Source organism: Streptomyces diacarni, assembly GCF_003323715.1.
GTDB lineage: Bacteria > Actinomycetota > Actinomycetes > Streptomycetales > Streptomycetaceae > Streptomyces > Streptomyces diacarni.
Window position 1 is genome coordinate 17058 of sequence record NZ_QOIN01000036.1, and the last position, 26614, is coordinate 43671.

The 26614-nt window shown below is 72.5% G+C and carries 21 protein-coding genes; 15 read left to right on the forward strand and 6 right to left on the reverse strand.

The features are described from left to right. Positions 1-24: 24 nt before the first annotated feature. Complete coding sequence (locus tag DTL70_RS08745) at positions 25-2355, forward strand: HelD family protein (RefSeq protein ID WP_114021304.1); 2331 nt, start codon at positions 25-27, stop codon at positions 2353-2355. 241 nt (positions 2356-2596) lie between these two features. Further along, positions 2597-3205: a dTDP-4-dehydrorhamnose 3,5-epimerase family protein gene (locus DTL70_RS08750; RefSeq protein ID WP_114021305.1), complete on the forward strand. Its 609-nt coding sequence runs from the start codon at positions 2597-2599 to the stop codon at positions 3203-3205. Positions 3206-3408: 203 nt separating this feature from the next. On the opposite strand, the gene DTL70_RS08755 is transcribed toward DTL70_RS08750, so the two are convergent. Further along, positions 3409-4332, reverse strand: a complete 924-nt coding sequence (locus DTL70_RS08755; RefSeq protein WP_114021306.1) for a putative sugar O-methyltransferase — start codon at positions 4330-4332, stop codon at positions 3409-3411. Between the two features lie 258 nt (positions 4333-4590). Here DTL70_RS08755 and DTL70_RS08760 point away from each other — a divergent pair, with 258 nt between their 5' ends. The 3 genes from DTL70_RS08760 to DTL70_RS08770 all read left to right on the forward strand — a co-directional run bounded on the left by DTL70_RS08760 (position 4591) and on the right by DTL70_RS08770 (position 7961). After that, positions 4591-5802: a nucleotide disphospho-sugar-binding domain-containing protein gene (locus DTL70_RS08760; RefSeq protein WP_114021307.1), complete on the forward strand. Its 1212-nt coding sequence runs from the start codon at positions 4591-4593 to the stop codon at positions 5800-5802. A gap of 46 nt (positions 5803-5848) precedes the next feature. Next, the gene (locus tag DTL70_RS08765; protein WP_114021308.1) at positions 5849-6646 is read left to right on the forward strand and encodes an O-methyltransferase; all 798 of its coding nucleotides are present in this window, start codon (positions 5849-5851) and stop codon (positions 6644-6646) included. A gap of 67 nt (positions 6647-6713) precedes the next feature. Beyond that, a complete protein-coding gene (locus DTL70_RS08770; RefSeq protein WP_114021309.1) occupies positions 6714-7961 on the forward strand; it encodes a class I SAM-dependent methyltransferase in 1248 nt (415 codons plus the stop codon). Between the two features lie 49 nt (positions 7962-8010). Here DTL70_RS08770 and rfbD read toward each other — a convergent pair whose 3' ends face one another. Continuing rightward, positions 8011-8904, reverse strand: a complete 894-nt coding sequence (gene rfbD, locus DTL70_RS08775) for a dTDP-4-dehydrorhamnose reductase (RefSeq protein ID WP_114021310.1) — start codon at positions 8902-8904, stop codon at positions 8011-8013. 216 nt (positions 8905-9120) lie between these two features. Between rfbD and DTL70_RS08780 the strand changes: the two genes are divergently transcribed. After that, on the forward strand, positions 9121-9375 hold the full coding sequence (locus DTL70_RS08780; protein WP_147266752.1) for a hypothetical protein: 255 nt from the start codon (positions 9121-9123) through the stop codon (positions 9373-9375). Between the two features lie 39 nt (positions 9376-9414). Here the strand turns inward: DTL70_RS08780 and DTL70_RS08785 are convergent, their stop codons facing one another. Genes DTL70_RS08785 through DTL70_RS08795 form a run of 3 tightly spaced genes read right to left on the reverse strand, consistent with a single transcriptional unit; the run spans position 9415 to position 12199 of the window. Beyond that, positions 9415-10419, reverse strand: a complete 1005-nt coding sequence (locus tag DTL70_RS08785; protein WP_114021312.1) for a hypothetical protein — start codon at positions 10417-10419, stop codon at positions 9415-9417. Positions 10420-10454: 35 nt separating this feature from the next. Beyond that, positions 10455-11171: a hypothetical protein gene (locus tag DTL70_RS08790; RefSeq protein ID WP_114021313.1), complete on the reverse strand. Its 717-nt coding sequence runs from the start codon at positions 11169-11171 to the stop codon at positions 10455-10457. Next, positions 11168-12199 (reverse strand): bifunctional lytic transglycosylase/C40 family peptidase, encoded by a 1032-nt coding sequence (locus tag DTL70_RS08795; RefSeq protein WP_114021314.1) that lies wholly within the window; start codon positions 12197-12199, stop codon positions 11168-11170. Before DTL70_RS08795 ends, DTL70_RS08790 begins: the two co-directional genes overlap by 4 nt. 128 nt (positions 12200-12327) lie before the next feature. Here DTL70_RS08795 and DTL70_RS08800 point away from each other — a divergent pair, with 128 nt between their 5' ends. The 8 genes from DTL70_RS08800 (at position 12328) to DTL70_RS08840 (ending at position 22103) form a co-directional block, all read left to right on the forward strand. Continuing rightward, positions 12328-12936, forward strand: coding sequence for a DUF6668 family protein (locus tag DTL70_RS08800; protein WP_114021315.1), 609 nt, complete (start codon positions 12328-12330; stop codon positions 12934-12936). Between the two features lie 14 nt (positions 12937-12950). Then, entirely contained in the window at positions 12951-13268 is a 318-nt protein-coding gene (locus DTL70_RS08805; RefSeq protein WP_114021316.1) for a hypothetical protein, read from the forward strand. A 72-nt stretch (positions 13269-13340) separates the two neighbouring features. Continuing rightward, on the forward strand, positions 13341-14144 hold the full coding sequence (locus DTL70_RS08810) for a DUF8175 domain-containg protein (RefSeq protein ID WP_114021317.1): 804 nt from the start codon (positions 13341-13343) through the stop codon (positions 14142-14144). Then, positions 14144-15481, forward strand: a complete 1338-nt coding sequence (locus DTL70_RS08815) for a hypothetical protein (RefSeq protein WP_114021318.1) — start codon at positions 14144-14146, stop codon at positions 15479-15481. Before DTL70_RS08810 ends, DTL70_RS08815 begins: the two co-directional genes overlap by 1 nt. Beyond that, positions 15474-16967, forward strand: coding sequence for an SCO6880 family protein (locus tag DTL70_RS08820; RefSeq protein WP_114021319.1), 1494 nt, complete (start codon positions 15474-15476; stop codon positions 16965-16967). The genes DTL70_RS08815 and DTL70_RS08820 overlap by 8 nt, the downstream gene beginning before the upstream one ends. Positions 16968-17016: 49 nt before the next feature. Further along, positions 17017-18510, forward strand: coding sequence for an ATP/GTP-binding protein (locus DTL70_RS08825; protein ID WP_114021320.1), 1494 nt, complete (start codon positions 17017-17019; stop codon positions 18508-18510). A gap of 255 nt (positions 18511-18765) precedes the next feature. Further along, positions 18766-20757: an RICIN domain-containing protein gene (locus DTL70_RS08830; RefSeq protein WP_114021321.1), complete on the forward strand. Its 1992-nt coding sequence runs from the start codon at positions 18766-18768 to the stop codon at positions 20755-20757. Positions 20758-21188: 431 nt separating this feature from the next. Further along, positions 21189-22103, forward strand: a complete 915-nt coding sequence (locus tag DTL70_RS08840; protein WP_147266753.1) for a hypothetical protein — start codon at positions 21189-21191, stop codon at positions 22101-22103. 82 nt (positions 22104-22185) lie between these two features. Here DTL70_RS08840 and DTL70_RS08845 read toward each other — a convergent pair whose 3' ends face one another. Further along, positions 22186-25110, reverse strand: a complete 2925-nt coding sequence (locus tag DTL70_RS08845; RefSeq protein WP_342776470.1) for an AfsR/SARP family transcriptional regulator — start codon at positions 25108-25110, stop codon at positions 22186-22188. 191 nt (positions 25111-25301) lie between these two features. On the opposite strand from DTL70_RS08845, the gene DTL70_RS08850 reads away from it, so the two are divergent. Beyond that, entirely contained in the window at positions 25302-26543 is a 1242-nt protein-coding gene (locus DTL70_RS08850) for a DUF418 domain-containing protein (protein ID WP_245979154.1), read from the forward strand. Positions 26544-26614 lie beyond the last annotated feature (71 nt).

A 26614-nucleotide genomic window follows, 5' to 3' on the forward strand; every position in this document is an offset into this window, starting at 1 on the left:
CGCCAACGCGAATTAAGGACAAGTATGGGCAACGGACCCGTGGAGAACGCCGGGACCGGGAACGACGCGGTGCAGACGTACCGGGAGCGAGAGCTGAAGGCCGAGCAGGAGTACGTCTCGACTCTCTACGACCGGCTCGACACACTGCGCGGTCAGGCCGATGAGCAGCTGCGGGAGGTTCACCGGCGGGGCGGCGACGGAGGTACCTACCAGTCGCGTGTGGAGCGGGAGTCGCTGGAGGAGCACTACACGGGGCGCCTGTCGCAGTTGTCGGCGGCCGAGCAGGGGCTGTGCTTCGGCCGGCTGGACATGAAGGACGGCGAGTCCCTCCACGTGGGCCGCATCAGCATGGCCGACGAGGACTACGAGCCGCTGCTCGTCGACTGGCGCGCACCCGCGGCCGAGGGCTTCTACCGCGCCACCCCCGCCACGCCGCGGGGTGTGCGGCGGCGGCGTCAGATCCGTACGAAGGACCGTACGGTGATCGGCGTCGACGACGACGTGTTCGAGCTCGACGAGCTCAGCGACGCCGAACGCAGCGCGCTGAACGGGGAGTCGGCGCTGTTCGCCGCCCTGACGGCCAGCAGGACCGGCCGCATGCACGACATTGTCTCGACCATCCAGGGCGAGCAGGACCGCATCATCCGCTCCGAGCTGTCCGGGATCCTCGTCGTCCAGGGCGGTCCCGGCACGGGCAAGACCGTCGTGGCGCTGCACCGCGCCGCGTACCTGCTCTACACGCACCGCGACCGCCTCGCCAAGCGCGGTGTCCTGGTGATCGGACCCAATCCCACGTTCATGCGCTACATCGACCAGGTGCTGCCCTCGCTCGGTGAGAACGACGTCCTGCTCAGCAGCGTCGGCCAGCTCTTCCCCGGGATCGAGGCGGCCGGGCAGGAGACGCCGGAGGCCGTCGCGGTCAAGGGCGACCCGCGCATGGCCGGCGTCCTGGCGCACGCCGTGCGGAACCTGCAGCGGCTGCCGGACGAGCCGATCACCCTGACCGTCAACCGGAACACGGTCCACCAGCAGGAGATCCGGCTGACCCGCGCGCTGTGCAGCCGTGCCCGCGACGCCGCCCGCGAGACGCGCCAGCCGCACAACCACGCGCGGCGGATCTTCATCAAGGAAATCATCGACGGCCTCACCAAGCGGCTGGCCTCCAAGCTCGGCCAGACCTTCAGGCCCGAGGACACCGAGGACCTGTCCGCCGAACTGCTCGCGGACGCCGACGTCCAGGCGGCCGTGAAGCGGCTGTGGCCCGAAGTGAGCCCGCAGCGGCTGCTCACCGCGCTGTACGCCGACCCCAAGCTGCTCGCCGACGCCTCTCCCGAGCTGACCGAGGCCGAGCGTGCGGCACTGCTGCGCCCGCAGCCGGAGAAGGACACGCCGGAGAACCTGCGGTGGACCCCCGCGGACGTGCCGCTGCTCGACGAGGCTGCCGAACAACTCGGCCACGTCAAGAGCGCCGAGGAGCGCCGCGCCGATCAGGTCGCCGCGCACGAGCGTCAGGAGGCGGTCGCCTACGCCAAGGAGGCGCTGGGCGAGATGGGCATCAAGATGGTCAGCTCGGAACAACTCGTCGCGCAGTACGAGGGCGGAACACGCTTCACGTCCACCGCCGACCGCGCGCGGGCCGACCGCACCTGGGCGTTCGGCCACGTCATCATCGACGAGGCGCAGGAGCTGTCGCCCATGGCCTGGCGGGTGCTGATGCGGTGCTGCCCCAGCAGGTCCATGACCGTCGTCGGCGACATCGCGCAGACCGGGTCGATGTCCGGCGCGCGCTCGTGGTCCCAGGTGCTCGACCCCTACGCGCGCGACCGGTGGCGCCAGGAACACCTCAGCATGAACTACCGGACACCCTCGGAGATCATGGAGGTCGCCTCCGACGTCCTGCGGGAGATCGACGAGAACCTGGTCGCGCCCACGGCCGTGCGCAGCAGCGGCGTGCCGCCGTGGAGCCTGCCGGTGGAGTCCGCCGCCCTCACGGACGTCGTGGCGCGTACCGTGCGGGAGGAGTTGGCCGGCCTCGGCGACGGAAGGCTCGCCGTCATCACGCCTCCCTCGTGTCTGGACGAGCTGAGCGCGCCCCTGCGAGCGCTGGGGTCGGTCACGTTCGCGGACGACCCCGAGGCCCTGGACACGCCGGCCGTCGTGCTGACCGTCGAGCAGGCGAAGGGCCTGGAGTTCGACTCCGTGCTGGTCGTCGAGCCGCAGGAGATCCTGTCCGTCTCGCCGAACGGCGCCAAGGACCTCTACGTCGCGCTCACCCGCGCCACCAAGCGGCTGGGCATCGTCCATACCGGGCAACTGCCGGACGCGCTGGCGCGGGCGAAGCCGCTGAGCCGCTGAGCCGCTGAGCTGCTGAGCTGCTGGGCTGCTGGGCCGCACGTGAGCGACCGCGGGGCGTGCCCGGCGCCGGCGGTGCGCGGGCACGCTTAGAGGCCCTTAAGAGGGACGGATCACGATGAGGGCGGCGGAGTGTGGGCGTGCGTGGCGCGTGGCCCCCGCGGGCGTGCGCGCCCGACCGCCCGCTCCACCCGGACACCGGCTCCGGGACAGCGCTCGTAGCAGAACCCCTGCGGAGGATGGCATGGAGTACCGCGAACTGAAGGTGAAGGGCGCGTTCGAGTTCGTACCGCGGGTGTTCCCCGACGCCCGAGGCCAGTTCACGGCCCCCTTGCAGAGGTCCGCTTTCGTCGCGGCCGTGGGCCACCCGCTGCCCGCCGTGGCGCAGACGAACTGCAGTACGTCGCGGCGCGGCACGCTGCGCGGCATCCACTTCACGCGGACGCCGCCCGGTGTGACCAAGTACGTCTCGTGCGCCTACGGGCGGGCGGTCGACCTGGTCGTCGATCTGCGCGTCGGCTCACCCACGTTCATGGAGTGGGACGCGGTCACCATGGGCGGCACGCAGCCGCGTGCCGTGTACTTCCCGATCGGGGTGGGCCATGCCTTCCTCGCGCTGGAGGACGACACGGTGATGTCCTACCTGGTCTCCGAGGAGTACGTGCCGGAGCACGAGTACTCGGTGTCCCCCTTCGACCCCGCGCTGGACCTGCCGGTGCCCGGGCGTGGGGAGGTCGTGGTCTCCGAGCGGGACGCGGGTGCTCCCACGGTCGCCGAGGCGGAGAAGGCGGGGATGCTCCCCGACTACCGCACGTGCCTGGAACTCGGCAGGGAAGCGCACCGCGAGGCGTAATATCCCGGAGTCTGCCCGCGCCCCGAAGGGGCGCGGGGGACTGCGCGGCCGGCCACTCCCCGCCCGCGGACCGCACACTACGACCAGTGGGCACCCCTCACCGGAACAGGACCCGCAGGAGCGGGCGCCGCGGCGCGCCCGGCAGCCGCACGCCCGGGAGCGGCGCGCCAGGCGCGCCGCTCCCGGGCGTGGAGGCCGGCCCGCTACCGGCCCGCGCGCTCGTTCTTGTAGATCACCTGCCAGAAGTAGCTCCATGGGAGCCCGCGCCCGTCGGCCACGCACGTCCAGCCGTCTCCGGGCGTGTAGGTGGTGATGTACCCGGGGACCGCCGCGTCGACGGCTTCACTGTCGTAGATGTCCAGCACCTGGCGGAGCGGCCCCGCCTCCAACGCCAGGTCCACGGCCTCCTGCCCCTCCGGGTGGCCGTCCAGGTTCTTGTCGAGGAACTTTCCGACCGGGTTCTTGACGAAGAACGCCGAGCATTTGGTGTCGATCAGCTTCAGATACGCGCGCACCGTTTCCTCGGGCATTTCAGCCATGGAGTGCACGTTGATGCACAGGTCGAAGTGTGCTGCGTCCATCGCGGAATACACGCTGTCCACGGAATCGTCCGCCTGTACGAAGGTGATCTTCTCGAACTGCTCCGGCGCGAGGACCGTCCTGAGGTACTTCCTGCTCAGTTGCAGGGTCTTTTCGAGATCGACGATGTAGTACGCAGCGAGGTCGTGATTGGACATGATCGTGTGGCACGTGCGCCCGTATCCCGCGCCGATCTCCATGACGCTTCCGCCCCGCAGATCGACCTCCTTCTCGATGAACCCGAGCTCCAGGACGCCCTGCAGGTAGTCCATGCACAGCATCTCGCCGTGGATGCGCACCGAGACCGGATTGCCCGTCTCCCGGTTCTCGATCTTCCTGATCCTGGCCCAGTCGTCCGGGCCCAGCTGCATGCCGTAGTTGTAGATCAGCGCTTTGAGGTACCTGACTCCGTTGACCCTCGGGTCCCACAGGGAGATCTTGTAGTTCCTCGTGTCGGACTTGAAGTCCGACAGATCGGCCGCGGCTTCCTCGCCCCAGAGGTCGTGGATGCGGTTCCACATCCGGCTGGCCGTGAAGCTCTGCGCCATCTCGTTCTCCTCTTCGTCTTTCGCCCGCGCCGAAACAGTCGGAACCGCAGGGAAATCACAGCATTCTCCCCATGCTTCCAGGCGCCCATGAGACACCCTTCCCCGCGGAAGCGCCAGACGACTTTCAGTGGACCTTCAGGAGCCCTTTAGCTGCTGAGAAAGCGCGAACCGCCCTGTACCGTACGGGAGAACCACACCAAGAGCCGCTTTAGCCGCGCGTTGGTATCGTTTCCTTCACTGGGACAGGAGGTACACGAATTGCGAGTCCTGTTCATCTCGATGGCCGCGGTGCCGCATGTGTTCCCGCTGGTGCCCCTCGCCTGGGCGCTCCGGGCCGCCGGGCACGACGTGCGGGTCGCGGGCCAGCCCCCCGCCGTCGCCACCGTCACCCGGGCAGGGCTGACCGCGGTGCCGATCGCCGGCGACTTCAACGTACGCGGTGACATCTCCGCGGGGCCCGGAGCGGCGGAAGCCGGCGACGGCACCTCCGCCCTCTCCCGTGACGAGGCGCTGCGGCGCTTCATGCGGCTCGGCCCCGACGCGATGGAGACGGCCCTCGTCCGGCTCGTCGACGCCATGGTCGGCGATCTGCGCACGGCGGTCGAGGACTGGCGGCCCGACCTCGTCCTGGCCGACCCGCTGCCCTTCGCCGCGCCGCTGATCGCCGAACTCACCGGTGCCCCCTTCGTCCGCTGCCTGTGGGGACCCGCGCTGCCGCCCGGCCGCGACCGCACCGCTGAGAGCGACCCGGCCACCGGCCGGCTCCCCGAGGCCCTGGCGGCACTGTGCGAGCGCTACGGCGTCCCGGTGCGTGAGGACTACGCAGTCCGCACGATCGACCCCTGCCCGCCCAGCATGCGGGTGCCGGACGTACCGGGCCGGCTGCCCGTGCGGTATGTGCCCTACAACGGTGCGACCGAGCTGCCGGACTGGCTGGCACGGGCCCCGAAGCGGCAGCGCGTGTGCGTCACCTGGGGCACCTCCACGACCCGCATCCTGGGCCAGGAGTCCTCTCCCGTGCCCATGGTCGTGGACGCCGTCGCCGACCTGGGCGCCGAGATCGTGGTGGCCGTCAGCAGCGCGGACCGCGGACAGCTGGCGGGCGTGCCGGACGGCGTACGGATCCTGGAGGACACCCCGCTGAGCTTGCTGCTGCCCAGCTGCGACGCGATGATCCACACGGCAGGGGCGGGAGCGCTGATGACGGCCACGGTCAACGGCGTGCCCCAGGTGACGGCGCCGAGCCACCTCGGCGAACAGCGGCTGAACGCGGAGCGCCTCGCCGCGGCGGGCGCCGGCGTCAACCTGTCGCTGGACGACTTCGACGCGCAGGCCGTGCGCAAGGCCACCACCGAGGTGCTGTCGAACCCGGGCTACCGCGAGGCGGCCGGGGCACTGCGCGAGGAGATGCTCGCCCAGCCCACCCCCGCCGAGGTGGCCGGCGTCCTCGAGAACCTGGCCCGGCAGTGACGGGCGCGCCGCGATGACGGTCCACGGGCAGGAGGCACAAGGCGCGATGCACACACCGCACGACCCGCACGGGGATCCCGGCTCCGGCGACGGTGCGAGCCTGACGGAGCTGGCACAGCTCCACGGCTCGGACAAGTGGGGCACGCACCGCTACACGACGCACTACGAAAGGCACTTCCACCCGCTGCGCCACCTGCCGCTGCGGGTGCTGGAGATCGGCGTGGGCGGGCACGACGACCCGGAGGCCGGCGGTGCGTCGCTGCGCATGTGGCGCGACTACTTCCCGCACGCGCGTGTCCACGGCATCGACGTGTTCGACAAGTCGCCGCTGGACGAGGCCCGGATCCGCACCTTCCAGGGCCACCAGGCCGACGAGGACTTCCTCGACCACGTGATCGCACAGACCGGGCCGCTGGACCTGGTGATCGACGACGGCAGCCACATCAACCGCGACGTCCTGGCGTCCTTCCGCAAACTCTTCCCCGTACTGCGGGAGGGCGGCTTCTACGTCGTGGAGGACACCCAGACCGCCTACTGGCCCGGCTACGGCGGCAGCAGCACCGAACTCGGCGACACCACGACGTCCATGGGCTTCCTCAAGACCCTCGTGGACGGCCTCAACCACGAGGAGTTCCTGCTGCCCGACTACACGCCCCGCTACACCGACAGCACCGTGGTGGCGGCGCACTTCTACCACAACCTCGCGCTCATCCAGAAGGGTGAGAACACCGAGGGCACGCTCCCGATGAGCCGCGCCCGTGTCCCCACGGTCGACCTCTCCGTGCCGCAGGCAAGGGCGCGGACACGAGAGCGGAGATCCGACGATCCGACCACGAATCACTGAGGGACCGAGCACGGGCGCCCGGCTCGCCGCCCGTGTTCTCCCGGCAGACCCAGAATGGCTCCCTCACATGGAAAAGCACGAGACAGTCCGACAGGTCGTCACGTGCCGGGTGTGCGAACGGGACGACTGGCAGGACGTCGTCTCCTTCGGCCCGGTACCGCTGGCCAACCAGTTCCTGCCGCAGGCCGACTCCTACGACGAGCGGTTCTATCCGCTGGGCGTGCGCTCCTGCCGCTCGTGCCGGCTGATGAGCCTCACGCACGTGGTCGACCCGCAGATCCTCTTCCGCGACTACCTGTACGTGACGCCCGACTCGGAGATGATCACGCGGCACATGCGCTACGTCGTCGACGTGTGCCGCGAACGCTTCGAGATGCCCCGCGACGGCCTCGTCGTGGAGTTCGGCAGCAACACCGGGCGGCAGCTCATGGCGTTCCGCGACACGGGCATGCGCACGGTGGGCGTCGACCCGGCACGGAATCTGGCCGCGGTCGCCATGGCCGACGGCATCGAGACCGTTCCCGAGTTCTTCTCCGCCGAGGCCGGCGCGTCCATCAAGGCCGATCACGGGCCCGCCAGGCTGGTGCTGGGGCGCCACGTCTTCGCGCACGTCGACGACATCGCCGAGATCGCGGCCGGCGCCAGGGAACTGCTGAGCCCCCAGGGCGTGCTCGCCATCGAGGTGCCATACGCCCTGGACCTCCTCGAGAAGACGTCGTTCGACACGATCTACCACGAGCACCTCTCGTATCTGACGGTCGGCACCCTCGTCACCTTCTTCGAGCGGCACGGGCTGCGCGTGGTGGACGTGGAGCGGCTGGCGGTGCACGGCGGCTCGATCCTGGTGTTCGTCGGACACGCGGACGGCCCGTGGCCCGTGCGCCCGATCGTCGACGAACTGCTCGAGACGGAGCAGCGCGCCGGAATGCACCTGGACGCCACCTACGAGGGCTTCGCCCGCAACGTCGCGGAGATCCGGGCGGAACTGCCCGCGCTCCTGCGCGGACTCGTCGCGCAGGGCAAGCGGATCGCCGGGTACGGCGCCCCCGCGAAGGGCAACACGATCCTCAACGTGTGCGGAATCGGCCTCGACGAGCTGGAGTTCTGCATCGACACCACCGACCTGAAGCAGGGCAAGGTGCTGCCGGGCACGCACGTACCTGTGCATCCGCCCGAGTACGCCAAGGAGCACGCCCCCGACTTCTACCTGCTCCTGGCCTGGAACTACGCCGAGGAGATCATCGGCAAGGAATCGGCGTTCCGGGACTCCGGCGGCCGGTTCATCCTGCCGATCCCCGAACCCGTGATCCTCTGAGCGCCCCTCGCCCCCGGCACGCGGAACGCCTGCCGGGGGCGCCGGGCGCCTACGCGGATCCGCGCGGCACCGCCCACAGGGGCAGCAGCTCCTCCAGCGCGCCGCCGAGCGCCCGGCGCCAGTCGCGGGGCGGATCGGCGCCGATGTCCCGCCACCGCCCGTGCCCCAGCACCGTGTACGCGGGGAGCTGTGCCGCCCTCCCGTACTCCGCGTCGCTGATCGGACGTACCAGCCCCGGATCGGCCCCGACCAGGCGGAAGACCTCGCGCGCGAGCTCGTACCAGGACGCCTCGCCTGAGTTGGTGGCGTGGAAGACCCCGTGCGCCCGGGGGGAGCGGCCCAGCGTGATCAACTGTGCCGCGACGTCCCCCGCCCAGGAGGGCTGCCCGTACTGGTCGTCGACGACATCGACGGTCTCGCCGGCCGCGGCCCGCTCGATCATCGTGCTGACGAAGCTGCGCCCCCGACGGCCGTAGAGCCAGGCCGTACGGGCCACGACCCCCGCCCCGGGCAGCCGGGCGAGGACGGCCTCCTCGCCCGCGAGCTTGCTGCGTCCGTACGCGGTGCCCGGCGCGGGCGGATGGTCCTCGTCGTACGGCGCCCGTGCGTCCCCGGGGAAGACGGCGTTGGTCGAGACGTGCACCAGCCTCGCCCCGTGCACGGCGCACGCCTCGGCCAGCCTGCGGGGCCCCTCGGCGTTGACCCGCAGCGCCCGGGCCCAGTCCGTCTCCGCGCCGTCGACGGCCGTGTACGCGGCGCAGTTGAGCACCACGTCGGGGCGGTGCTCGGCGAACACGGCGCGCAGCGCGTCCGGTTCGGCGATGTCCAGCGCCGCCCGGTCGAGGACGGCGACCTGGTCACCGCCCCGCTCGCTCTCCCGCGCCAGCGCCCCGGTCACATGGTGTCCGAGCCTCCCGCCCCCGCCGGTCACCATCCACCGCACCAACGGCCCCTTCCGCAGACACTCCGCCGTCGAAAGCGGCAGCGTACGCGGCGCCTCTAACCGTCTCCCAAAAGTCCACTTCCGTGCGGGTGAAGCCAACGAGGTGCGGCACCCCCGCCGTCGGTGCGCGGACGCAAGCGCACCCGCCGTCGCCTTGCGGGCGGGCGGCGCCCATGGGCCGGTCCGTGTACGGCGCCCTCGCGGTACGGTCTGCGCATGAAGGGGAGACGGGTGGCGGTGGGTGGTGCCGTGGCGGCGGTCGTGGCGGCCTGCGCCGGAGGGGTCCTGATCTCCCAGGCCTCGGACGACGGGGACGACGCCGGCCGCGCGGACCGGGAGTGCGCCCGGCTCCTGGACCGCGTGCAGCGCGGTGAACGCGAGTACGCCGACTACCTGGCGGCGGACACGCTACCGACCGCGTGCGTCCCCGAGGCGAAGAAGCGCGGCATCCTCGACGAGGCGCCGCGCTGAGGGACGCCGGGCCCGCGAGCCCGGCACGATCCGAACGAGCTAGTGGGAAGTCATCGCGCGCTCGGCCCGTGCGGCGGCGTCGCGGGCCGCTTCGAGGCGTGCCTGGTGCTCCACGACGGCGGTGAACGCGCTGCCCGACTCGCCGGGTATCTGGTTGCGCATCCGTACCACGGCCACGCCGGCCTGGATGGCCGTCTCCAGGTCGGGGATCTCCAGCCAGAGGGCGTGGGCGCAGTCCGCCACCGCTTCGGCCTGCTCGTCCGCCCCCTGGTAGTGCCAGCGTTCGGCGATGTCGCGGTAGAGCCGGACCGCGCCGCTGACGTCACCGGCCATGGAGGTGATGCGGGCACGGGCCTCACGGATGCGGAGGGCGTCGGGGTGGGAGAGGCCGAGCGCGTTGGCGGTCTGGTCGTCGAGCCGTGCGGCCAGCGTCAGTGCGTGGTCCACTCGGCCCGCCGCCGCGTGGGCGTTGAGGTGGGTCACGGCGTCGGCGAGGGACCCCGGCGTCACGGGCGGCCCGGCCGCCGGGGCCGGAGTCGGGGCCGGGGACGGATCCGCAGCCGGGGCGGGTGCGGGCTCGGGGGCGGGCGCCGGCTCGGGAACGGGTGTTGGCGCAGGGGCGGGCGCCGGCTCGGGCGCGGGGGTCTGCGCGGGGCGGGGCGTCGGCACCGTGCCCGCACCCGCGCCCGCGTCCGCCCCGGGGGCGGTGCTCGGAGCGGCGGGAGCGGGAGAGCCGGCGGCCCGTGCGGGGGCGCGCTTCTTCGGTGCCTTCCCCCGCTGGCCGCCGCCCGCGAGTTCACCCACCGCTCCGTCGGGAGAGATGACCAGGAGCCACACCGCGCCGTCCGGTTCGGTGGCCTGTGCCCGTACCGGTCGGCCGAGCCCGGCGGCCGCCGCGGCCACGGCGTCGATGGCCGAGGCGCGGTCGGGGTGTTCGGACGCGGGGAGGAGCGGCCCTGAGACGGTCACCCGGCCGTCGTCCGTGACGACGAAGGCGTACGCCGGCCAGGCGGGCACCTCGGCGGGCTCGTACGTGGTGGGCATGAAGCTCCTTTCTGGTCAGGTCCAAACGAAAGCCCCTAGCGCACGGTGACGTCGGCGACGTGCCACTCCGCGTCGGCCTTCTTGCGCACGAGGTGGACGAACGCCGCGGCGGTGGTGGGTTTCTGCGTCCAGCCGTCGCGCCCGTGCGGGGTGGTGGTGAGGGTCCACTGCCGCCAGGCCACGGTGTCGGTGTCGTCCGGTTTCGCCGCGTCCTCCGTCTTCGCCAGCTCCACGGTGGTGTAGGCGCGGTGCCGCTTCCACGTCGCCCACTGGGCACCGGGGGCGGAGCGGGGCCGGTGCTCGCTCAGTTGCCGTGCGTACGACGGTGTCAGCCAGCCCGCGTCCGCCGTGCGGGTGCCGGCGTCCTGCGGGCCCTGGTCGACCGTGGTGTCGAACGTCCACATCGCGGTGAGCGTTCCCTTGCCGACCGCGTCGGCGTCCGTCTGGTCGACGTCGCCGGGTTTCGGAACGCCGCCTTTGGGGGTGCCGCCCTGCGGGGCGGTCTCGGACTCGGTGGGGGAGGGGGGAGGCGTGTGCGTGTCGGGCGAGGCCGGGGCCGACGACGTGCCGGAGCCGGTCGGGTCGGGCGCCGGAGAGGAACCGGCCGCGTGTGCGCGCTGTTTGCCGCCGCCGTTGTCACCGCCGTCACCGTCACTGCCGCTGAGGCCGCATCCGGCGGCGGTGAGCGCGAGTGTGAGCGTGAGCGCGAGCGCCGTGGTGGCGGCGGTGGCGCGGGATCCGAGTGGCGTCATCCGAACCGCCTCACCTTCTGGGGCCTGCTGGTGTAGTAGCTGTCGCCGAGGTCGCTGATCTTCACCACGTCGCCTGTCTTGGGGGCGTGGATGAACTGGCCGTTTCCGAGGTAGATGCCGATGTGGTCGAAGCTGCCGTGCAGATTGAAGCCGATGACGTCACCGGGCCGCATGTCGTCGCGGGCGACCTCGCGGCCCTCGGTGACCTGCGTCTGCGAGGTGCGGGGAAGGAGGGTGCGGCCGCTGCTCGCGTGGTAGACCGCGTACTGCACGAGGCTGGAGCAGTCGAATCCGACCGTGCCCGCGCCCTGCGCGAACCCTCGTCCGGGCCCTTCGGGTCCGCCGCCGCCCCACGCGTACGGGGTGCCGAGCCACTTCTTGGCGTAGGCCACCACACGGTTGCCGAACGTGCCGCCGTCCTCGACCGCCATGTCCCCCGAGTAGTCGGCCATCGAGGTGACGATCTTCGACACGTAGTTCTGCGTCTCCGGATACGGCGGCAGGCCGCCGAACTTTTCGACCGCGCCGGGGCCCGCGTTGTAGGCGGCGAGTATCAGCCGCGTCGGGTCGCCGCCCAGCCCCAGCTTCGTGACCTTGCCCGCGAGCCAGCAGTCGTACCGTGCCTGGGTCATGATGGCGTCGCCCGGCGTGAACGGGTCGGCCTCGCCGTCCGGTTCCGAGCCGCCGTCCTTGCCCGCCGCGTCCACCCCCCACGTCTTCCAGGTACCGGGGAGGAACTGGCTGAGGCCCTGCGCCCCGGCGCCGCTCTCCGCCGACGGGTTCCAGTTCGACTCGGCCGCGATCTGTGCGGCGATCAACGGGGCGCTGACCTCCTTGCACTCCTTGCCGGCGCGCTCGATCCACTGGAGGTAATCGGGCGGTACGTGCTCGCCGTCGAGCGCGGTGACGAGTCCTCGGGGAGCGCGTGACTCCTCCTCGTCGGCGGCCGCCACCACGGACAGGCCGACCACCATGGTGAGCAGCACGGCGAGGAGACCCCCCGCCCATCTCACCGTGGTCGTGGTCATCCGCAACCCCCTTGAACCAGTTCGATCGAGAGTCCGTATGTGGGCCCGTAGTCGAAAAGCAGCGCTCGGAACGTGTGTCAACTCGTGCAGTGCGTTGCGGCGTCGTGTCCGCGTCGAAGGGAGATGCCATGGCCGGGGATGCGCCGGTTTCCAACCCCTGGCTGTCGCCGGCCCGCCCTTCGGGGGGCAACAACGGAGAGCCGCAGCGATCGGTTCAGGACGTACCCACAGCGCTGACGGGCCCCGCGGCACCCCAGGCGGGTGTGCCGCGGCCCGCGCACGTGCTGCCCGTCTCCGCACCGCAGGCGGCCGCGGGCCCCGCGTGGTGGTGGCTGGGTGTCCACGGCGGCGCGGGCGTCACCACGCTGGAGCAGGCCGTGCCCGGTGGCCGGGACGCGGGCCGCGCCTGGCCCGCGGGCGACGTGCCGCAGCCCGTGGTGCTCGTCGCGCGGTCCGGCGCGGTCGGCCTCAAGGCCGCCCAGAGCGCGGCGCAGCAGTGGGCCTCGCAGATGGTGACGGGTGTCGAACTGCTGGGTCTGGCCGTCGTCGCAGACGCCCCGGGCCGCCGCCCGCGCCCCCTGCGCGATCTGGTGCGCCTCGTCTCCGGTGCCGTGCCCCGCCTGTGGGAGATCCCGTGGGTGGAGCCGTGGCGGCTGGGCGAATCGCCGACGGCTCATGTGCCCAGCCAGTGCGCGCCGTTGGCACGCGACCTGTCCCGACTCACCCGACGCGCGTAAAGGGGAAGATCCGCATGTCCACTCTGTTGGCCGCCGTCTCGGCCGCCTCGCAGCACCTCGTCTCCGTCGCCGCCGACCCGGCGCCCTCCGGAGTGCCGGATGTCGGCGGCGGAGAGGCGCCGCCCGGAGCCGACGGTCTGCTCACGGTGCTCAAGTGGGTGGCCTGGTCCGTCACGGCCCTGTGCGTCGCGGGCATCTTCGGCGTCGCCGCGCGGATGGCCGTGGACCACTCCAAGGGGGGCGGCCGCGAACACGTCAAGGGCCTGGGTTTCGTCCTGGGCGCCTGTGTGCTCGTCGGCTCGGCCTCCGGCGTCGTCGGCGCGCTGGTGTGACGGTGCGCTGGTGTGACGGCGCGAGAGGCGTAGGGAGCTGACATGCGCGGCGCAAGAATGGGGAGGGACGACATGGCAGAGTCCGGCAATCGCGCGGAGCGCGACGAGCCGCAGAGCCCGTGGCTGCGGACCGGCTTCGTGCTGGCGGTCGCGTTCCTCGGCTTCGTGGCCGTCATCGGCGTGGTGGTGCTCACCTCCTCCGGGTCCTCCGAGGCAGGGGGCGGAGCCGCCAGGGCCGCGGCGTCGCGGAAGCCGGCCGCGCCGCAGCCGGGCGGCGAGGGCGCAGGGGGCGGGGGCGCGGACGGCGGCTCGTCCACGGCCTTGGACGAGAAGGCCGCGTGCCCGCGGCTGGGCGACACCGGCAAGGAGGCGCCCACAGCGGCGCCCGAGGGCGTGACGTGGAAGCTGTTCGGCACCGTCGCACTGCCGGCGTCCAAGGCCGCGGGCCCTGCCGTGGTCGGCGGGGACGTGGCGCGCTGCTACGCGCACACGCCCGTCGGAGCGCTGCTGGCGACCAGTCAGATCAGCGTGCGGTACCTGGCGGCCGACGACTGGCTGAAGGTGACGCGGGCCCAGGTGCGCGGCGCGGGCCGGGAGCCCTACATCACCGCGCGGACCAAGTCGGAGGACGAGGCGGAGTCCGAGAGCGGGGACGGCGCCGTGCAGGGCCAGATCGCCGGCTTCAAGTTCGTCACGTACACCGGCGACTCGGCGGTGATCCAGACAGTGTGGCGGTTCCCCGACGGACGGATGCAGGCCGCCACCACGACCGTGCTGTGGCAGGACGGGGACTGGCGCCTGGAGTACCCGGCCGATCCGCCGGCGCCCACCCCGGTCGACTCCCTGGCCGGATACGTCGAGTGGGGTGGTGTGTGATGGCCGGCTGCGACTTCGGCTGGGTGCGGCCCACGGTCGGCGGCTACTGCGTCGGCGACGGGAAGGGCACGGCCCCCAAGGACCTCGGCGACAGCGCGTTCGACAACATCGTCGACAGCGCCGCGAAGGCGGCGGGATCCACCGTCAAGGCCCTCGGCAGCGCGTGGACGCAGATCGAGAGCCCCCTGCTCAGTTACGACAGCGGGCCCGCGGCCTTCCTGCGCGGCTCCACCCTGTGGTTCACCTCGTTCACCGCCGTCCTGTGCCTGCTCGTCGCGGCGGGGCACCTGGCCTGGCAGCGCCGCAGCGAACCGGGGAAGCAGGCACTGCGGGGCCTGCTCAACCTGGTCGTCGTCTCCTCCGCCGGGGTGGCGGCCGTCAACCTGCTGACCGTGGCGGGCGACAGGTTCAGCGTCTGGATCATCGACAGGTCCACGGGCTGCGAGCGGATCAGCCCGGACGGCGAGCCGGTGCGGCAGTGCGTGAACGAGTTCGACGACCGCGTCTCGGCGATGCTCGCACTCGGGGACTCCGACTCGGCCTTCCTGGTACTGATCATGTCCCTGCTGGTGATCGTCGGCAGTCTGGTGCAGATCGCCCTCATGATCGTGCGGGTGGCCATGCTGGTGATCCTCACCGGAACGCTCCCGCTGTCCGCCGCCGCCAGCTCCACCCCGGGAGGCCGGGCCTGGTTCCGCAAGTCCACGGGCTGGCTACTGGCCTTCGTGCTGTACAAACCGACGGCCGCGGTCGTGTACGCGGCGGCGTTCTCGATGACCGGCACGGCGCCGGACGGCGAGGGCAAGGAGATCATCTCCATGGTCTCGGGCGTGGTCCTGCTCGTGCTGGCCTGCTGCACCCTGCCCGCGCTGCTGCGCCTCGCGGCGCCCGCCGTGCAGGCCACCGCCTCGGGCCTCGGACGCGGCGCCTCCGCAGGGCCCCGCAGCGCCCGGACGGTGGCCACCGGGGCGCAGGCGGTACCGCAACTGCGCGGACCCGCCGCGGGACGCTCGGTCTCCGGCGCGATGCTGCACCGGGACCGTAGCGAAGCCACCGGCGCACGCAGCGGCACAGGCCGGACGACCGGAGCCCGCAGGCCCGCGCAGGGCGCAGGCGGCACCCAGTCCTCGCCGGGCGCCACGGCGACCGCCACCACGGCAGGCGGCCCCGCGGGGCGGGGCCCCAAGGCCCCCAAGGACACGGACAAGCAGTCCCAGAAGCCGGCGCCGTCCGCGGCCCCCGGCGACCCGTCCGAGGGCGAACTCCTCTCCTCCGCGCTCTCGACGGCTCCTCGACACCACGACGACCAGCTGGGGGAATCCCGTGGCAGTGACTGAAGAATCCGGCCCGCGCACCTACGGCAACTTCCGCAAGCCGCGCGCCTCCGGACTGCGGGGCCTGTCCCTGGGCGCCACGCTGCTGCTGTTCGGCGGCCTGATCGCCGTCGTCCTCAGCACGCTGATCTCCCTGTGGGTCGCGCTGGCGCTGGCGGCCGTTCTCGCGCTCGCCATGGCTCCACTGGCCCTGCGCGACCGGCACGGCCGTACGCTGATGCAGCGCGGCGCGGTCCGCCTCGCCTGGTGGCGTACCACCTCCTCGGGCGGCAACCTCTACCGCTCGGGTCCGCTGGGCCGGGCAGGCGGCGGCAGCTGCCGGCTGCCGGGGCTCGCCGCCCAGTCGTCGCTGAGCGAGGCACGCGACGGTTACGGCCGCCCGTTCGCCATGATCACCGTGCCGGCGACCAACCACCACACCGTCGTCGTCGCCTGCGACGCGGACGGCGCCGCCCTGGTCGACGAGCGGCAGGTCGACATCTGGGTGGCCCACTGGGGCCAGTGGCTCTCCGCGCTCGGCACCGAGCCGGGCCTGGTCGCCGCCAGCGTCACCGTGGAGACCGCACCCGACCCCGGCGTCCGGCTCCAGCAGGAGATCGACGCCAACGCGGTCGACGACGGGCCCGAACTCGCGCGCAGGATGCTGCGGGACGTGGTCGCCGACTACCCCAGCGGCTCCGCGCAGATCAGCACCCGCATCGCGCTGACGTACTCGGGCGCGGCCCGGCCGGGCTCCCCCCGCCGCAACGTCGAGGAGATGGCGGTGCACATCGGCACCCGCCTGCCGGGGCTGACCGCCGGACTGTCCATGACCGGCGCGGGCACGGCCGTACCGATGACGGCGACCGAACTCACCGAGGCCGTGCGGGTCGCCTACGACCCCACCGTCGCCCAACTCGTGGAGGAGGCCCGCGCCGCCGGAGGCACGGGACTGACCTGGGACCAGGCGGGCCCCACCGCCGCGCAGGAGGCGTGGGACCACTACCGGCACGACGGCGTCCACAGCGTCACCTGGGCCATGACGGAGGCGCCGCAGGGCGAGGTGTTCGCCAACGTGCTGACCGGCCTGGTGCAGCCCAGCCGCGACATCGCCCGCAAGCGGGTCACCCTGCTCTACCGCCCGCACAGCCGCGCCGAAAGCGCCCGCGTCGTGCAACAGGACTACAAGAACGCCCTGTTCACCGCCCAGCAGTCGCCACTCGGCAGGGCGAGCGACGACGCGGAGGTCGTCGCCGCCAGGAAGGCCGCCGAGGAACAGGCACAGGGCCACGGCGTCATCCAGTTCGGGCTGCTGATCACCGCCACCGTCGACTCCGCCGAGGACCTGCCCAGCGCGAGCGCGGCCGTCGACAACCTGGCACCCGCCGCCCGGATCGCGGTCAGGCCCGTCTACGGCTCGCAGGCCGCCGCCTTCGCCGCAGCGCTGCCGCTGGGTCTCGTCCTGCCGCTGCACACCGCACTGCCGCAGACCGTGCGGGACGCGATGTAGCGCCTCGCGGACCCGTCGCCACCGCACGCCACCAGCACAGGAGGACCCCATGGCAGCCCGCACGAGCGGCAGCACCCGGGCGCGCAGGCCTGACACCCCCCGCACACCGCAGCCCACGCCGCGCGGCTGGCCGGGGCGGGGCGGCGGCACCGTCGGCTACGTCGATCCAGCGCCCGAATGGCGCGGCACCACCGTTCAGGTCTGCGGGATGTGGCCGTTCGGCGCGGGGGCCGGCACCCCGATGGTCGGGGTGCCCCTCGGCCGCGACCTCGACTCCGGGGCCACCGTGTGCTGCGACCCGGTCAGCTGGTTCATGCGCACGGGGCTGCTCGCCAACCCCTCGATGTTCGTGCTCGGCCGCCCAGGCCTCGGCAAGTCCACCGTCGTACGGCGGATGGCGCTGGGCCTGGCCGGCTACGGAGTGCACCCGCTCGTCTTCGGCGACCTCAAACCCGACTACGTCGACCTCATCAGGGCCATCGGCGGACAGGTCATCAGCCTCGGCAGGGGCCGCGGCCACCTCAACGTCCTCGACCCCGGCGAGTCCACCGCGGCCGCCGCCCGGCTCACCGGATCGGCGCGCCGCCAACTCCTGGCCGCCACCCACAGCCGGCGCCTGAACATGGTGTCCGCGCTGCTGACGATCCTGCGCTCCGAGCCGCCCGGCGACCGCGAGGAGACCGTACTCGCCGCGGCGCTCGACATCCTCGACGACCGGCACGGCCCCGGCCGCACACCGGTCCTCGCCGACCTGGTGCAGGTCATCAAGGACGCCCCGGAGCCGGTGCGGGCCGTCGCCCTCGACCGCGGAGACATCAACCGCTACCGCGACATCACCGAGAACCTGGAAGCCTCGCTGACGGCACTGCTCGGAGACGGCCTGCTGGGCGACTCCTTCGCCCGCCCGACCACGGAGCCCATGCAGCTCGACCGCCCCGTGTGCTTCGACATCAGCGACATCGACGACAGCGAGACCCTGCTCCAGGCGGCCGCCCTGCTGTCCTGCTGGTCGTACGGCTTCGGCGCGGTCTCGGCCGCCCACGCGCTCGCCGACGCGGGTCTCGAGCCGCGCCGCAACCACTTCCTGGTCATGGACGAGCTGTGGCGGGTACTGCAGGCGGGCCGGGGCCTGGTCGACCGGGTCAACGCCCTCACCCGCCTGGACCGGCAGCGCGGCGTGGGCCTCGCCATGGTCACCCACACCATCGGCGACCTGTTGGCCCTGCCCACCGAGGAGGACCGCATCAAGGCCAAGGGCTTCGTGGAACGCGCGGGCATGGTGGTGTGCGCGGGGCTGCCCCCGGCCGAGATGCCGCAACTGTCCCAGGTGGTGGAGCTGACGGAGGTCGAGAAGCGGCTCTTGGTCGACTGGTCCACGCCGCCCGCCTGGGACAGCTCCCGCAACCGCCAGGCCGACCCGCCAGGACTCGGCAACTTCCTCGTCAAGGTCGGCAGCAGGCCCGGCATCCCTGTCCACGTCGACCTGACCGAAGGGGAGTTGGAGGTGAACAACACCAACAAGAGGTGGAACAAACAGGGGTGACGAACCCGCCCCCGCGGTGAACCGATCCGGTCGCCGATCCGTGGAAGAGGTGGAGGCCGGGCCCCCACCGCGGTCTCCACCCGAACCGGGCCCGGGGCGCGTTCCCCGTTCGGCGCCCCGGGCCCGGTCTGCTGCGACGTGTGCGGCACGGCGAGGCGGTCGGCGATCGGCACAGCTGTGAACCGATACGCCCAACGCGCCGTTACCACGGCCGAGTTCTTCCCTCGCAAGCCGAAACGTCAGGGAGTGGTGCACATGAGCGAGGACGGAGAGGCCCGGGCGCCCGGCGCGCCGCCCGGGCAACCGGCCCCCTTCGAGGTGGTCATCGACGGTGCCGGTGCCGCCTCGATCGACGGCGAACAGGTGCCGATCATCGGCGACCAGCCGCTCGACACCGCCATCCTCGACACACTGCACGGGTACGCGCGGCTGCGGAACACCCCCGTCACCGCGGTCATCGCCAACCCCGCCACCGACTCGACGGTGCACGTCGAGGTCGACCCCGACGGCTCCAGCCGGCTCGCCGGACCACAGCCTGGCGACGCGGGCGGCGCCGGCGCGGGGGCCGACGCCGTGGCCGGCGGGGCCGACGCCGTGGATGGTGGGACCGACGCCGTGGCCGGCGGGGCCGCCCTCGCGGCCGATAGCGCGGCGGGGCGCGCCCCGGGGGCCGGCCCCGTGGCCGACGGCAGCGATCCGGTGCCCGGAGACGGCACGCCGGACCTGGGCGGTGGCTTGGGCGCCGAGGACGAGACGGCCACCGCGGTCATCCCGACGGTGGAAGCGGACCGATCTCCGGCAGCACCCGAGCCGGCTGCCGGGCCCGCGGCTGCGGGCCCAGGCGCGCCCGTGAACCCCCAGGTGGCCGAGGGCTCAGGGACGGTCGCGGGACCCGATCCCGTCCCGGGCGGCGGGTCGTTCGCAGCACCTGACGTGGCCGCCGCTGCCGGCACGGCGGCTGCCGGAGCCGGACCGGTCGCCGGAGCCGGACCGGTTGCCGGGGACGGTCCGGTCGTTTGCAACGGCCCGGTCGCTGGGAACGGCCCGGTCGTCGGGAACGGCCCGGTTGCCGGGGAAGGCCAGGTCGCCGACAACGGCCCGGCCTCCGGGGCCGGTTCGGCTGCGGGAGCCGGACCGGTTGCCGTCGGGGAGGGCCCGTCGGCCGTGCCGGGCGGGACGCCCGTCGGCGGCGGACAGCCGGGCCCTCCGCCCCAGGAGGGCCCGGCAAAGCGGCGCACCGCGCTGCCGTCGATCCCGCGCCCGTCGCTGCCTTCTCTGCCGTCGCTGCCGCGCCCCGCGCTGCGCGGACGCGCGTCCGGCCCCGGAGGCGGGAGCAACGGCGATGGTGGGGGCATGATCGCGCGCGGGTCCCGGGGTTCGGACGTCGAGTTCGTGCCCACCAGCCTGCTCAAGAAGCCTTGGGTGGTCGCGGCCTCGGCCGTCGCCGTGGTGGCGCTGGTCACCACGCCGCTGGCGCTGGCCGGTGCCAGCAGTGGTGAGGAAGAGAGCGGCAAGGGCGAGAAGACCCTGGCCGACGGACCGAAGGACGAGGTCACTCGTGGCCCGGGAGGCGCGGTGCGCCCCTCACCGCCGCCGTCACCTTCCGGCTCCCCCTCGGCGTCCGACAAGGACGACCCCAGCGACAAGCCGAAGTTCGGGGACTCGAAGCCCTCGAAGCCCAAGGACGAGAAGGATTCCGACGCGTCGGACGAGGAGTCCTCGGACGGGGACGACAAGAAGGACACGAAGAAGGCGTCCGGCGGCTCCGGTATCCCGTCGGGGGTCACCATGATCGTCAACCGGAAGACCGATATGTGTCTGGATCTGCCCGGTACCGGCAAGGGCAAGCCGGACGGCCGGGCCCAGCAGGGCGCGTGCGACACGACCCACGCGGCGCTCGGCGGCAACCAGCGGTGGAAGCTGGATCTCAAGGAGAAGGACGGGGGGCCGGGGAAGGCCGACCTCTACCTGATCCGCAACGTCAAGGACGACCTCTGCCTGGACCTGGCCGGCTTCGGCCCCAAGGCGGCCAGGTCGCCGGTGACGGAGTACCACTGCCGCGCCAAGAACGACAACCAGCTGTGGTGGTTCGACAAGCGGTCCAACGGCACGTACTGGATCCGCAACCACGAGAGCGGCCACCTGTGCCTCGACGTGGCGGGCAAGGGCGAGAAGCCGCACGCGCCTCTGCTGATCTTCGGCTGCGACGACGCCGACGACCACCAGTGGAGCTTCCGGAAGCCGTGAGGGGAACGGCACCGGTGGCAGCGGGCCGGTGCCGGTGCCCGGCCGGGCACCGGCACCCGGCCGGATGTGCGGCCGTGCGTCAGCCGAGCGCTCCATCGGCGGGACCTCCTTGGCCCGGTGTGCGCCGGGCTTGCAACCGGCGAAGGGCCCCCATCGGATCACGCAGGGCGCCCGTCACCGGCCCCAGGAAGGCGCGATGCCACACGGCCGGGCCCGTCAGATCGGAGTGGGGGCCGGTCAACTCGGCCCAGGCTGGCAAGAGCTCGTGTGCGTGGTCGTCGGCCTCGTCGTTCCGGGGACCCTCACGTGTGCGGGGTGTATCCGATGCATTCCGGCAGCCGCGCTGTGCGGTGAACCGATGGCCTCGCGGATCCGTGGTGTCAGCAGTGTCGGTCGCCCACCAGGCCGCTCATCGTGAGGAGGACGGCGCCATGCCCGAACCGACCGAGCAGGAACGCCGACAAGCCGACGCCACCCGGCAGGCTCGTGAGCTGATCGAGCGGGAACTGCGCTCGCAGGAGCGGGGTTGGGGAGGCGCCGCCCGGCAGGCTCGTGAGCTGCTCGAGCAGGAGCTGCGCTCGCAGGAGCGGGGGCAGGGGGGCGCCGAGTCGCCGCCGCACTCCGACGGGTCGGACGCACGGGGTGTCGCGGCGCAGCAGTCCTCACCTGGTGCCGGGCACAGCCAGGCAGAAGGCGCCTCCGGAGACGACGACGAGCTCGACCGCGCGGCCCAAGTGGCGTTGCAGGCGGTACGGAGGCTCTGGAACAGGTTGCGCACCGCCGTCGGGCTGCCGCCGAGGGCTCCTGAGAAGGTGCCGGAGCAGCAGCCTCACTTCGACCCGACGACGGCTCAGGCCTCCCCGGACTTCCAGCAGCAGGTTCCGCGGAGCCCGATGCAGGGCCAGGCGTGGGGCCAACAGGGCCCGATGCAGGGTCAGGTGCAGGGGTCGTGGCAGGCCCAAGGCCCGGCGCGGCAGCCGCCGGCGCAGACCTCCCGGCGTGGCCTGCCCGGTGTGGACGCCGACGTCGAAAAGGAGCTGCTGAGGCTGATCACCAGCGAGCCCCGGTACACCGATGCGTACGACAAGGGCCGGTTGCCCGAGACCGGGGCGTACGCGGGGAACGCCCACGTCCGGGAGCTGGAGAAGGAACGTGCGGGAGCCCAGCGCGCGGCCGCAGAGGAGGAGCGGGCCCGTATCGCGGCCTCGGCCCGGGCGTCCGTCGCCGCACTGAACCCCGAGCAGAGCAGGCAACGGGACTGGGATCCCGTGAAGCCGCGTGGGCCCAGGCCCAGCCCTGCGGTGACGCCGGACAGGGCGCCGAGCCGGCGAGGGATGAGCAAGTGAGTCCGGTGGTGCGGTGGCCGGCTGCCCGGCGCCGCGTGTGCTGTCGGCCACCGGGCCGGCTGCCCGCGCTTTCGGAGTCCAGTCAGGTGACAGCCGTGGGGCCCTGGTCCTCGTCGAGTGCGTCGAGTTTCTCGCGTAGGTGTGCTGCGTCCGGGTGGTTGAACTCCTCCAGGAGTTCCAGCGCGCGGCTCCAGTGCGTGCGGGCGGCATCGGGGTTGTCGCCCGCCAGGTGCACGTCGCCGAGGTGGTCGATGGTCTGGGCCTCGCCCCAGCGATTGCCGACGGCCTGATGCTTGGTGAGCGCCTGGCAGTAGTGGGAGATGGCCTCGTCATGGTGGTGGAGCTGGTGGTGCACGGTACCGAGGAAGTCCAGGGAGATGCCCTCGACCCAGGTGTTGTCGGTGGCGCGTTGGACGACCAGCGCCGCTTCCAGGTAGGTGCGGGCCTCGTCGAGCCGTCCGAGTCGCAGGTGTGCCTCGCCCAGGTTGTTCAGGCAGATGCCCTCGCCCCACCCGTGGCCGACGGCGCGGTCGATCTCCAGTGCCTGTTGCAGGTGTTCCAGCGCCTCCTCGTACCGGCCTGCTCGCAGGCAGACGTCCCCCAGGTTGCCGATGATGCGGGAGGCGCCCAGCTCGTCGCCGAGCTCTCTCCAGCGGGGCAGTGCCCGGTGGTAGTAGTCGATGGACTCGTCCAGGTTGCTGCTGATGGCGAGGGCGTTGGCCACGCCCGTGAGGCTTTCGGCCTCGCCTCTCCGGTCTCCGGCTCGGCGCGCGGCCGCCAGGCTCAGCCGGTTGCTGGTCAGCCAGTCGCTCGTATGGCTGCGCAGGTAGAAGAAGCCCCACAAAGCGGCGGTGAGCCGCCAGGCGACGTCTGTCCGTGTCCCGGCGGCGTGGGCGATGGCGGCGACGAGGTTGGCGCGTTCGGCCGAGCACCAGTTGAGTGCCTGATCGTAGGTGGTGAACTTCAGCGGCTCGTTGTCGGAGAGCAGCGGGATGAGCGGCACCGGTGGGCGGTGCGGGGTGAGGAACCGGGAGGCGGCGTCGGCGGTGTGCAGGTACCAGGTGAGGACGCGTTCGACCGCCTGCTCGCGATCCGGTGCCGTCTCCTCGCTGCCGGCCTGTTCGGCGGCGTAGACCCGCAGCAGGTCGTGGAAGGCGTAGCGGCCGGGGAAGTGCTCGGTGAGCAGGTGGGCGTGGGTGAGTTCGGCGAGCAGGCCGCGGGTCTCGCGGCGGCTGAGCCCCGCCAGGGTGGCCGCGGCGGGCGCGGAGATGTCGGGGCCGGGGGCGGCGGCCAGCAACTCGAACAGCCGCGCGGCCGGCGCCGAGAGGGCCTGGTACGACCAGGAGAAGACCGCGCGCACGTCGGAGCTGATGTCGCCGCCTGCGAAGGCGTCGAGGCTGCCGTGGCTGTCGCGCAGCTCCTCGGCGACGGCGTACAGCGGGAAGCTGGGATGGGTGGCGGCACGGGCTGCGACGATGGCCAGCGCCAGCGGCAGCCGTGCGCAACTGGAGATGATCTCGTCCGCCGCCTCGGGTTCCACCGCGAGCCGGGCGGTACCGATCCGGCGGGCCAGGAAGTCCCGCGCGTCCGCGAGTGGGAGCGGGGTGAGGGTCAACGGGCGCGCGCCGTCGTTGGCGATGAGGCCGGTGAGCTGGTTGCGGCTGGTGACGATGGCCAGGCAGCCGGGGCCCGCGGGCAGCAGGGGTCTGACCTGCTCGGTGTCGCGGGCGTTGTCCAGCAGCAGCAGGACGCGGCGGTCGGCGAGCAGACTGCGGTACAGCGCCGTGCGCGCCTCCGGGCGCCCGGGCATCTGTCCCGGAGGCACACCGAGCGCGTCGAGGAAGGTGTGGGTGGCCTCGTCCGGCGGCATGGCCGTGCCGGTCGGGTCGAAACCGCGCAGGTTGATGTAGAGCTGCCCGTCGGGGAAGCGGTGTGCGATCTCGTGTGCCCAGTGCACGGCCAGGGTGGTCTTGCCGACACCGGCCATACCGCCGATCGCGCTGATCACCACGGCGTTGGGGTGTTCGCCGCCGGCGGGCAGCAGGGCGTGCGTCTGGGCGAGTTCCGTCTCCCGCCCGGTGAAGACGGGCAGGTCGGCGGGGAGTTGAGCCGGGCGGGCCGCGGTCGGGGCGGGTGGGTCGGACGGCGTGAGCGCCGGCGTGGCCGACTCCGGTGCCGGAGGCGCGCCCAGTGACGGGTCGGCCGACAGTATCCGGGCGTGGATATCTCCCAGCGCCTCGCCGGGCTCGACACCCAGTTCCGTGACCAGGGTCTGCCGTATGGTGCGGAAGGCCGCCAGCGCCTCGGCCTGCCGCCCCGACCGGTAGAGCGCGAGCATGAGCAGGCCGTGCAGTTTTTCCCGTAGCGGATGCTCGGCCGTGAGCGAGGTCAGTTCGGCGGTGAGTTCCTCGTGGTGCCCCAGGCGCAGGTCGATGTCGAGACGGACCTCCACAGCGGCAAGCCGCTGTTCGTCGAGCCGGTGCCGTTCCGCCTCGGCCAGTGGCCCGGGAACACCGGTCAACGGTTTGCCGTCCCACAACTCCAGTGCGGCGCGCAGCAGCTCAGCCGCGGTGGACAGGTCCGTCGCACTGCGCGCCTTCTTCGCCTCCGCCACGCGGCGCTCGAAGACGGCCAAATCCAGGGCGTGAGGCGGGAGACGGACCAGGTAGCCGTCCGCGACCGAGACGATCACCTGCGGGCCTCCACCCGCGCCCCGCTCGTGCTCCAGTACCTTGCGCAGCCGTGACACGTAGGTACGCAGAACGGTCACGGCGCCCCGTGGTGGCTCGGCCCCCCAGACCGCGTCCACGAGCTCCCCGATCGTGGCGGGACGTCCGCGCCGTAGCAACAGCGCCACCAGCAGAGCACGTTGCTGTGGTGACCCGAGGGCCAGTTCCTGCTCCGCACGCCAGGCTCGAACGGGGCCTAAAACGGCTACACGCAGGGATTTCGCTTCACTCGCGTTCACGCGTTCGACTCTACAGAGCTCCCACGTAAACGGAAGCACCCGCTTGCGGTTTCGCCCGGTTGTTCTCGGTCCGACATCTGGAGTTAACACGCGGCGGGTGCGGGGCGGTCACGTGAGCGTCCGGCGGTTGAACCCCTTCGCCCGGCCCCCCGTGGTGCCCACGAAGGGCGCGCCGCGGCAGGCGCGCCACCGCGAGCCCCTGTGGGGGGAAGGCGAGGACGGCGTTGTCCGTGGAGGAGAAGGCCCACCCCGGGGCGGCGGCCGGCACAGACGCGGGCGCACTTTGCGCCACAAGCCCGGCGACGCCGCCACGCCTGAGCCACGTCGATGCCCTGCGGGGCTTCGCCCTGCTGGGAATCGTGCTGGTCAACGCCGCGACCATGGCGGGCCCTTACGGCGGCGCGGGGCCGAACGGTTCTCTGCCGGACGCGGTGGCCGCATGGCTCGTCACCGCCTTGGCGAGTACCAAGTTCTACCTGCTCTTCTCCTTCCTGTTCGGCTACAGCTTCACTCTGCAGATGCGCTCGGCCGAGCGGGAGGGCGCCGGGTTCGCGGCCCGGCACCTGCGTCGGCTGCTGGGCCTGTGGTGTCTCGGGCTCGCGCACGCCGTGTTGCTTTTCCCCGGCGACATCCTGATGACGTATGCGGGACTGGGGCTCGTTTTGTTCGCCGCCCGTAACGTGAAGCCGCGTACGGCGCTACGTGCCGCGGCCTGGCTGGCCGCGGCGTTCGGCACGCTGCTGCTGGCTCAGGGCCTGCTCGCTCTGGTGACCCCCGCTTCCCAGGAAGCCCCGGTCGTGGTGCGGGACACGGTGGCCGCGTACCGTGGCTCTCCGGCCTCCGTCGTTGACGCCAACCTCGACCAGTGGCGGACCCAGCTCGCCGGGGATCTTCTCTACGCACCGCACATGCTGGCGGCGTTCCTGACGGGCCTGGCCGCGGGCGGAACCGGGGTGTTCGACGCGCCTGTCCGGTACCGCGCGCGACTGCGGCAGTGCGTCGCCTACGGTCTGCCCGTCGGCCTGGCCGGGAGTGTGTTCATGGCGGTGTGCGGCAACGGGCCGCTGGAGCCGCGCTGGTCCGCTCTCGGCACGGCAGTCGGTGCGCTCACCGCACCGGCGCTCACCGCGGCATACGCCGCCGGGCTGGTGTTGTTGCTGCGTACCCGGGCGGGCGGGCGGCTCGGCCGGCTGCTGGCACCGGCAGGCCGGATGGCGCTCACCAACTACCTGTCGCAGTCGCTGCTGCTGGCGTTGGTCTTCACCGGCTACGGTCTCGCGCTGTACGCCCGTGTCGGAGCGGCCGCGGTGGTGGGCGGGTGCCTGGCCCTGTACGCGGCCCAATTGGCGCTGAGCGCCTGGCTGCTGCGCCGCTGGCGGTACGGGCCTGTCGAATGGCTCCTGCGTTCCGTCACGCGGGGCTGGACGGGCCGGCCGGTTGCCGTGCCGGGCAGCCGGGGCGCAGCGGGCTGACCGCTGCGCGGGTGCCGCACGCGCCGGCCTGCCGGCCGGTCGTCGGCGAGCCACCGGGCTGAGCCGTCCAG

Coding starts and splice junctions, on each gene's coding strand:
- DTL70_RS08745 (WP_114021304.1), top strand. CDS start 25: ATGGGCAACGGACCCGTGGAGAACGCCGGGACCGGGAACGACGCGGTG.
- DTL70_RS08750 (WP_114021305.1), top strand. CDS start 2,597: ATGGAGTACCGCGAACTGAAGGTGAAGGGCGCGTTCGAGTTCGTACCG.
- DTL70_RS08755 (WP_114021306.1), bottom strand. CDS start 4,332: ATGGCGCAGAGCTTCACGGCCAGCCGGATGTGGAACCGCATCCACGAC.
- DTL70_RS08765 (WP_114021308.1), top strand. CDS start 5,849: ATGCACACACCGCACGACCCGCACGGGGATCCCGGCTCCGGCGACGGT.
- DTL70_RS08770 (WP_114021309.1), top strand. CDS start 6,714: ATGGAAAAGCACGAGACAGTCCGACAGGTCGTCACGTGCCGGGTGTGC.
- DTL70_RS08780 (WP_147266752.1), top strand. CDS start 9,121: ATGAAGGGGAGACGGGTGGCGGTGGGTGGTGCCGTGGCGGCGGTCGTG.
- DTL70_RS08785 (WP_114021312.1), bottom strand. CDS start 10,419: ATGCCCACCACGTACGAGCCCGCCGAGGTGCCCGCCTGGCCGGCGTAC.
- DTL70_RS08790 (WP_114021313.1), bottom strand. CDS start 11,171: ATGACGCCACTCGGATCCCGCGCCACCGCCGCCACCACGGCGCTCGCG.
- DTL70_RS08795 (WP_114021314.1), bottom strand. CDS start 12,199: ATGACCACGACCACGGTGAGATGGGCGGGGGGTCTCCTCGCCGTGCTG.
- DTL70_RS08800 (WP_114021315.1), top strand. CDS start 12,328: ATGGCCGGGGATGCGCCGGTTTCCAACCCCTGGCTGTCGCCGGCCCGC.
- DTL70_RS08805 (WP_114021316.1), top strand. CDS start 12,951: ATGTCCACTCTGTTGGCCGCCGTCTCGGCCGCCTCGCAGCACCTCGTC.
- DTL70_RS08810 (WP_114021317.1), top strand. CDS start 13,341: ATGGCAGAGTCCGGCAATCGCGCGGAGCGCGACGAGCCGCAGAGCCCG.
- DTL70_RS08815 (WP_114021318.1), top strand. CDS start 14,144: ATGGCCGGCTGCGACTTCGGCTGGGTGCGGCCCACGGTCGGCGGCTAC.
- DTL70_RS08825 (WP_114021320.1), top strand. CDS start 17,017: ATGGCAGCCCGCACGAGCGGCAGCACCCGGGCGCGCAGGCCTGACACC.
- DTL70_RS08830 (WP_114021321.1), top strand. CDS start 18,766: ATGAGCGAGGACGGAGAGGCCCGGGCGCCCGGCGCGCCGCCCGGGCAA.
- DTL70_RS08840 (WP_147266753.1), top strand. CDS start 21,189: ATGCCCGAACCGACCGAGCAGGAACGCCGACAAGCCGACGCCACCCGG.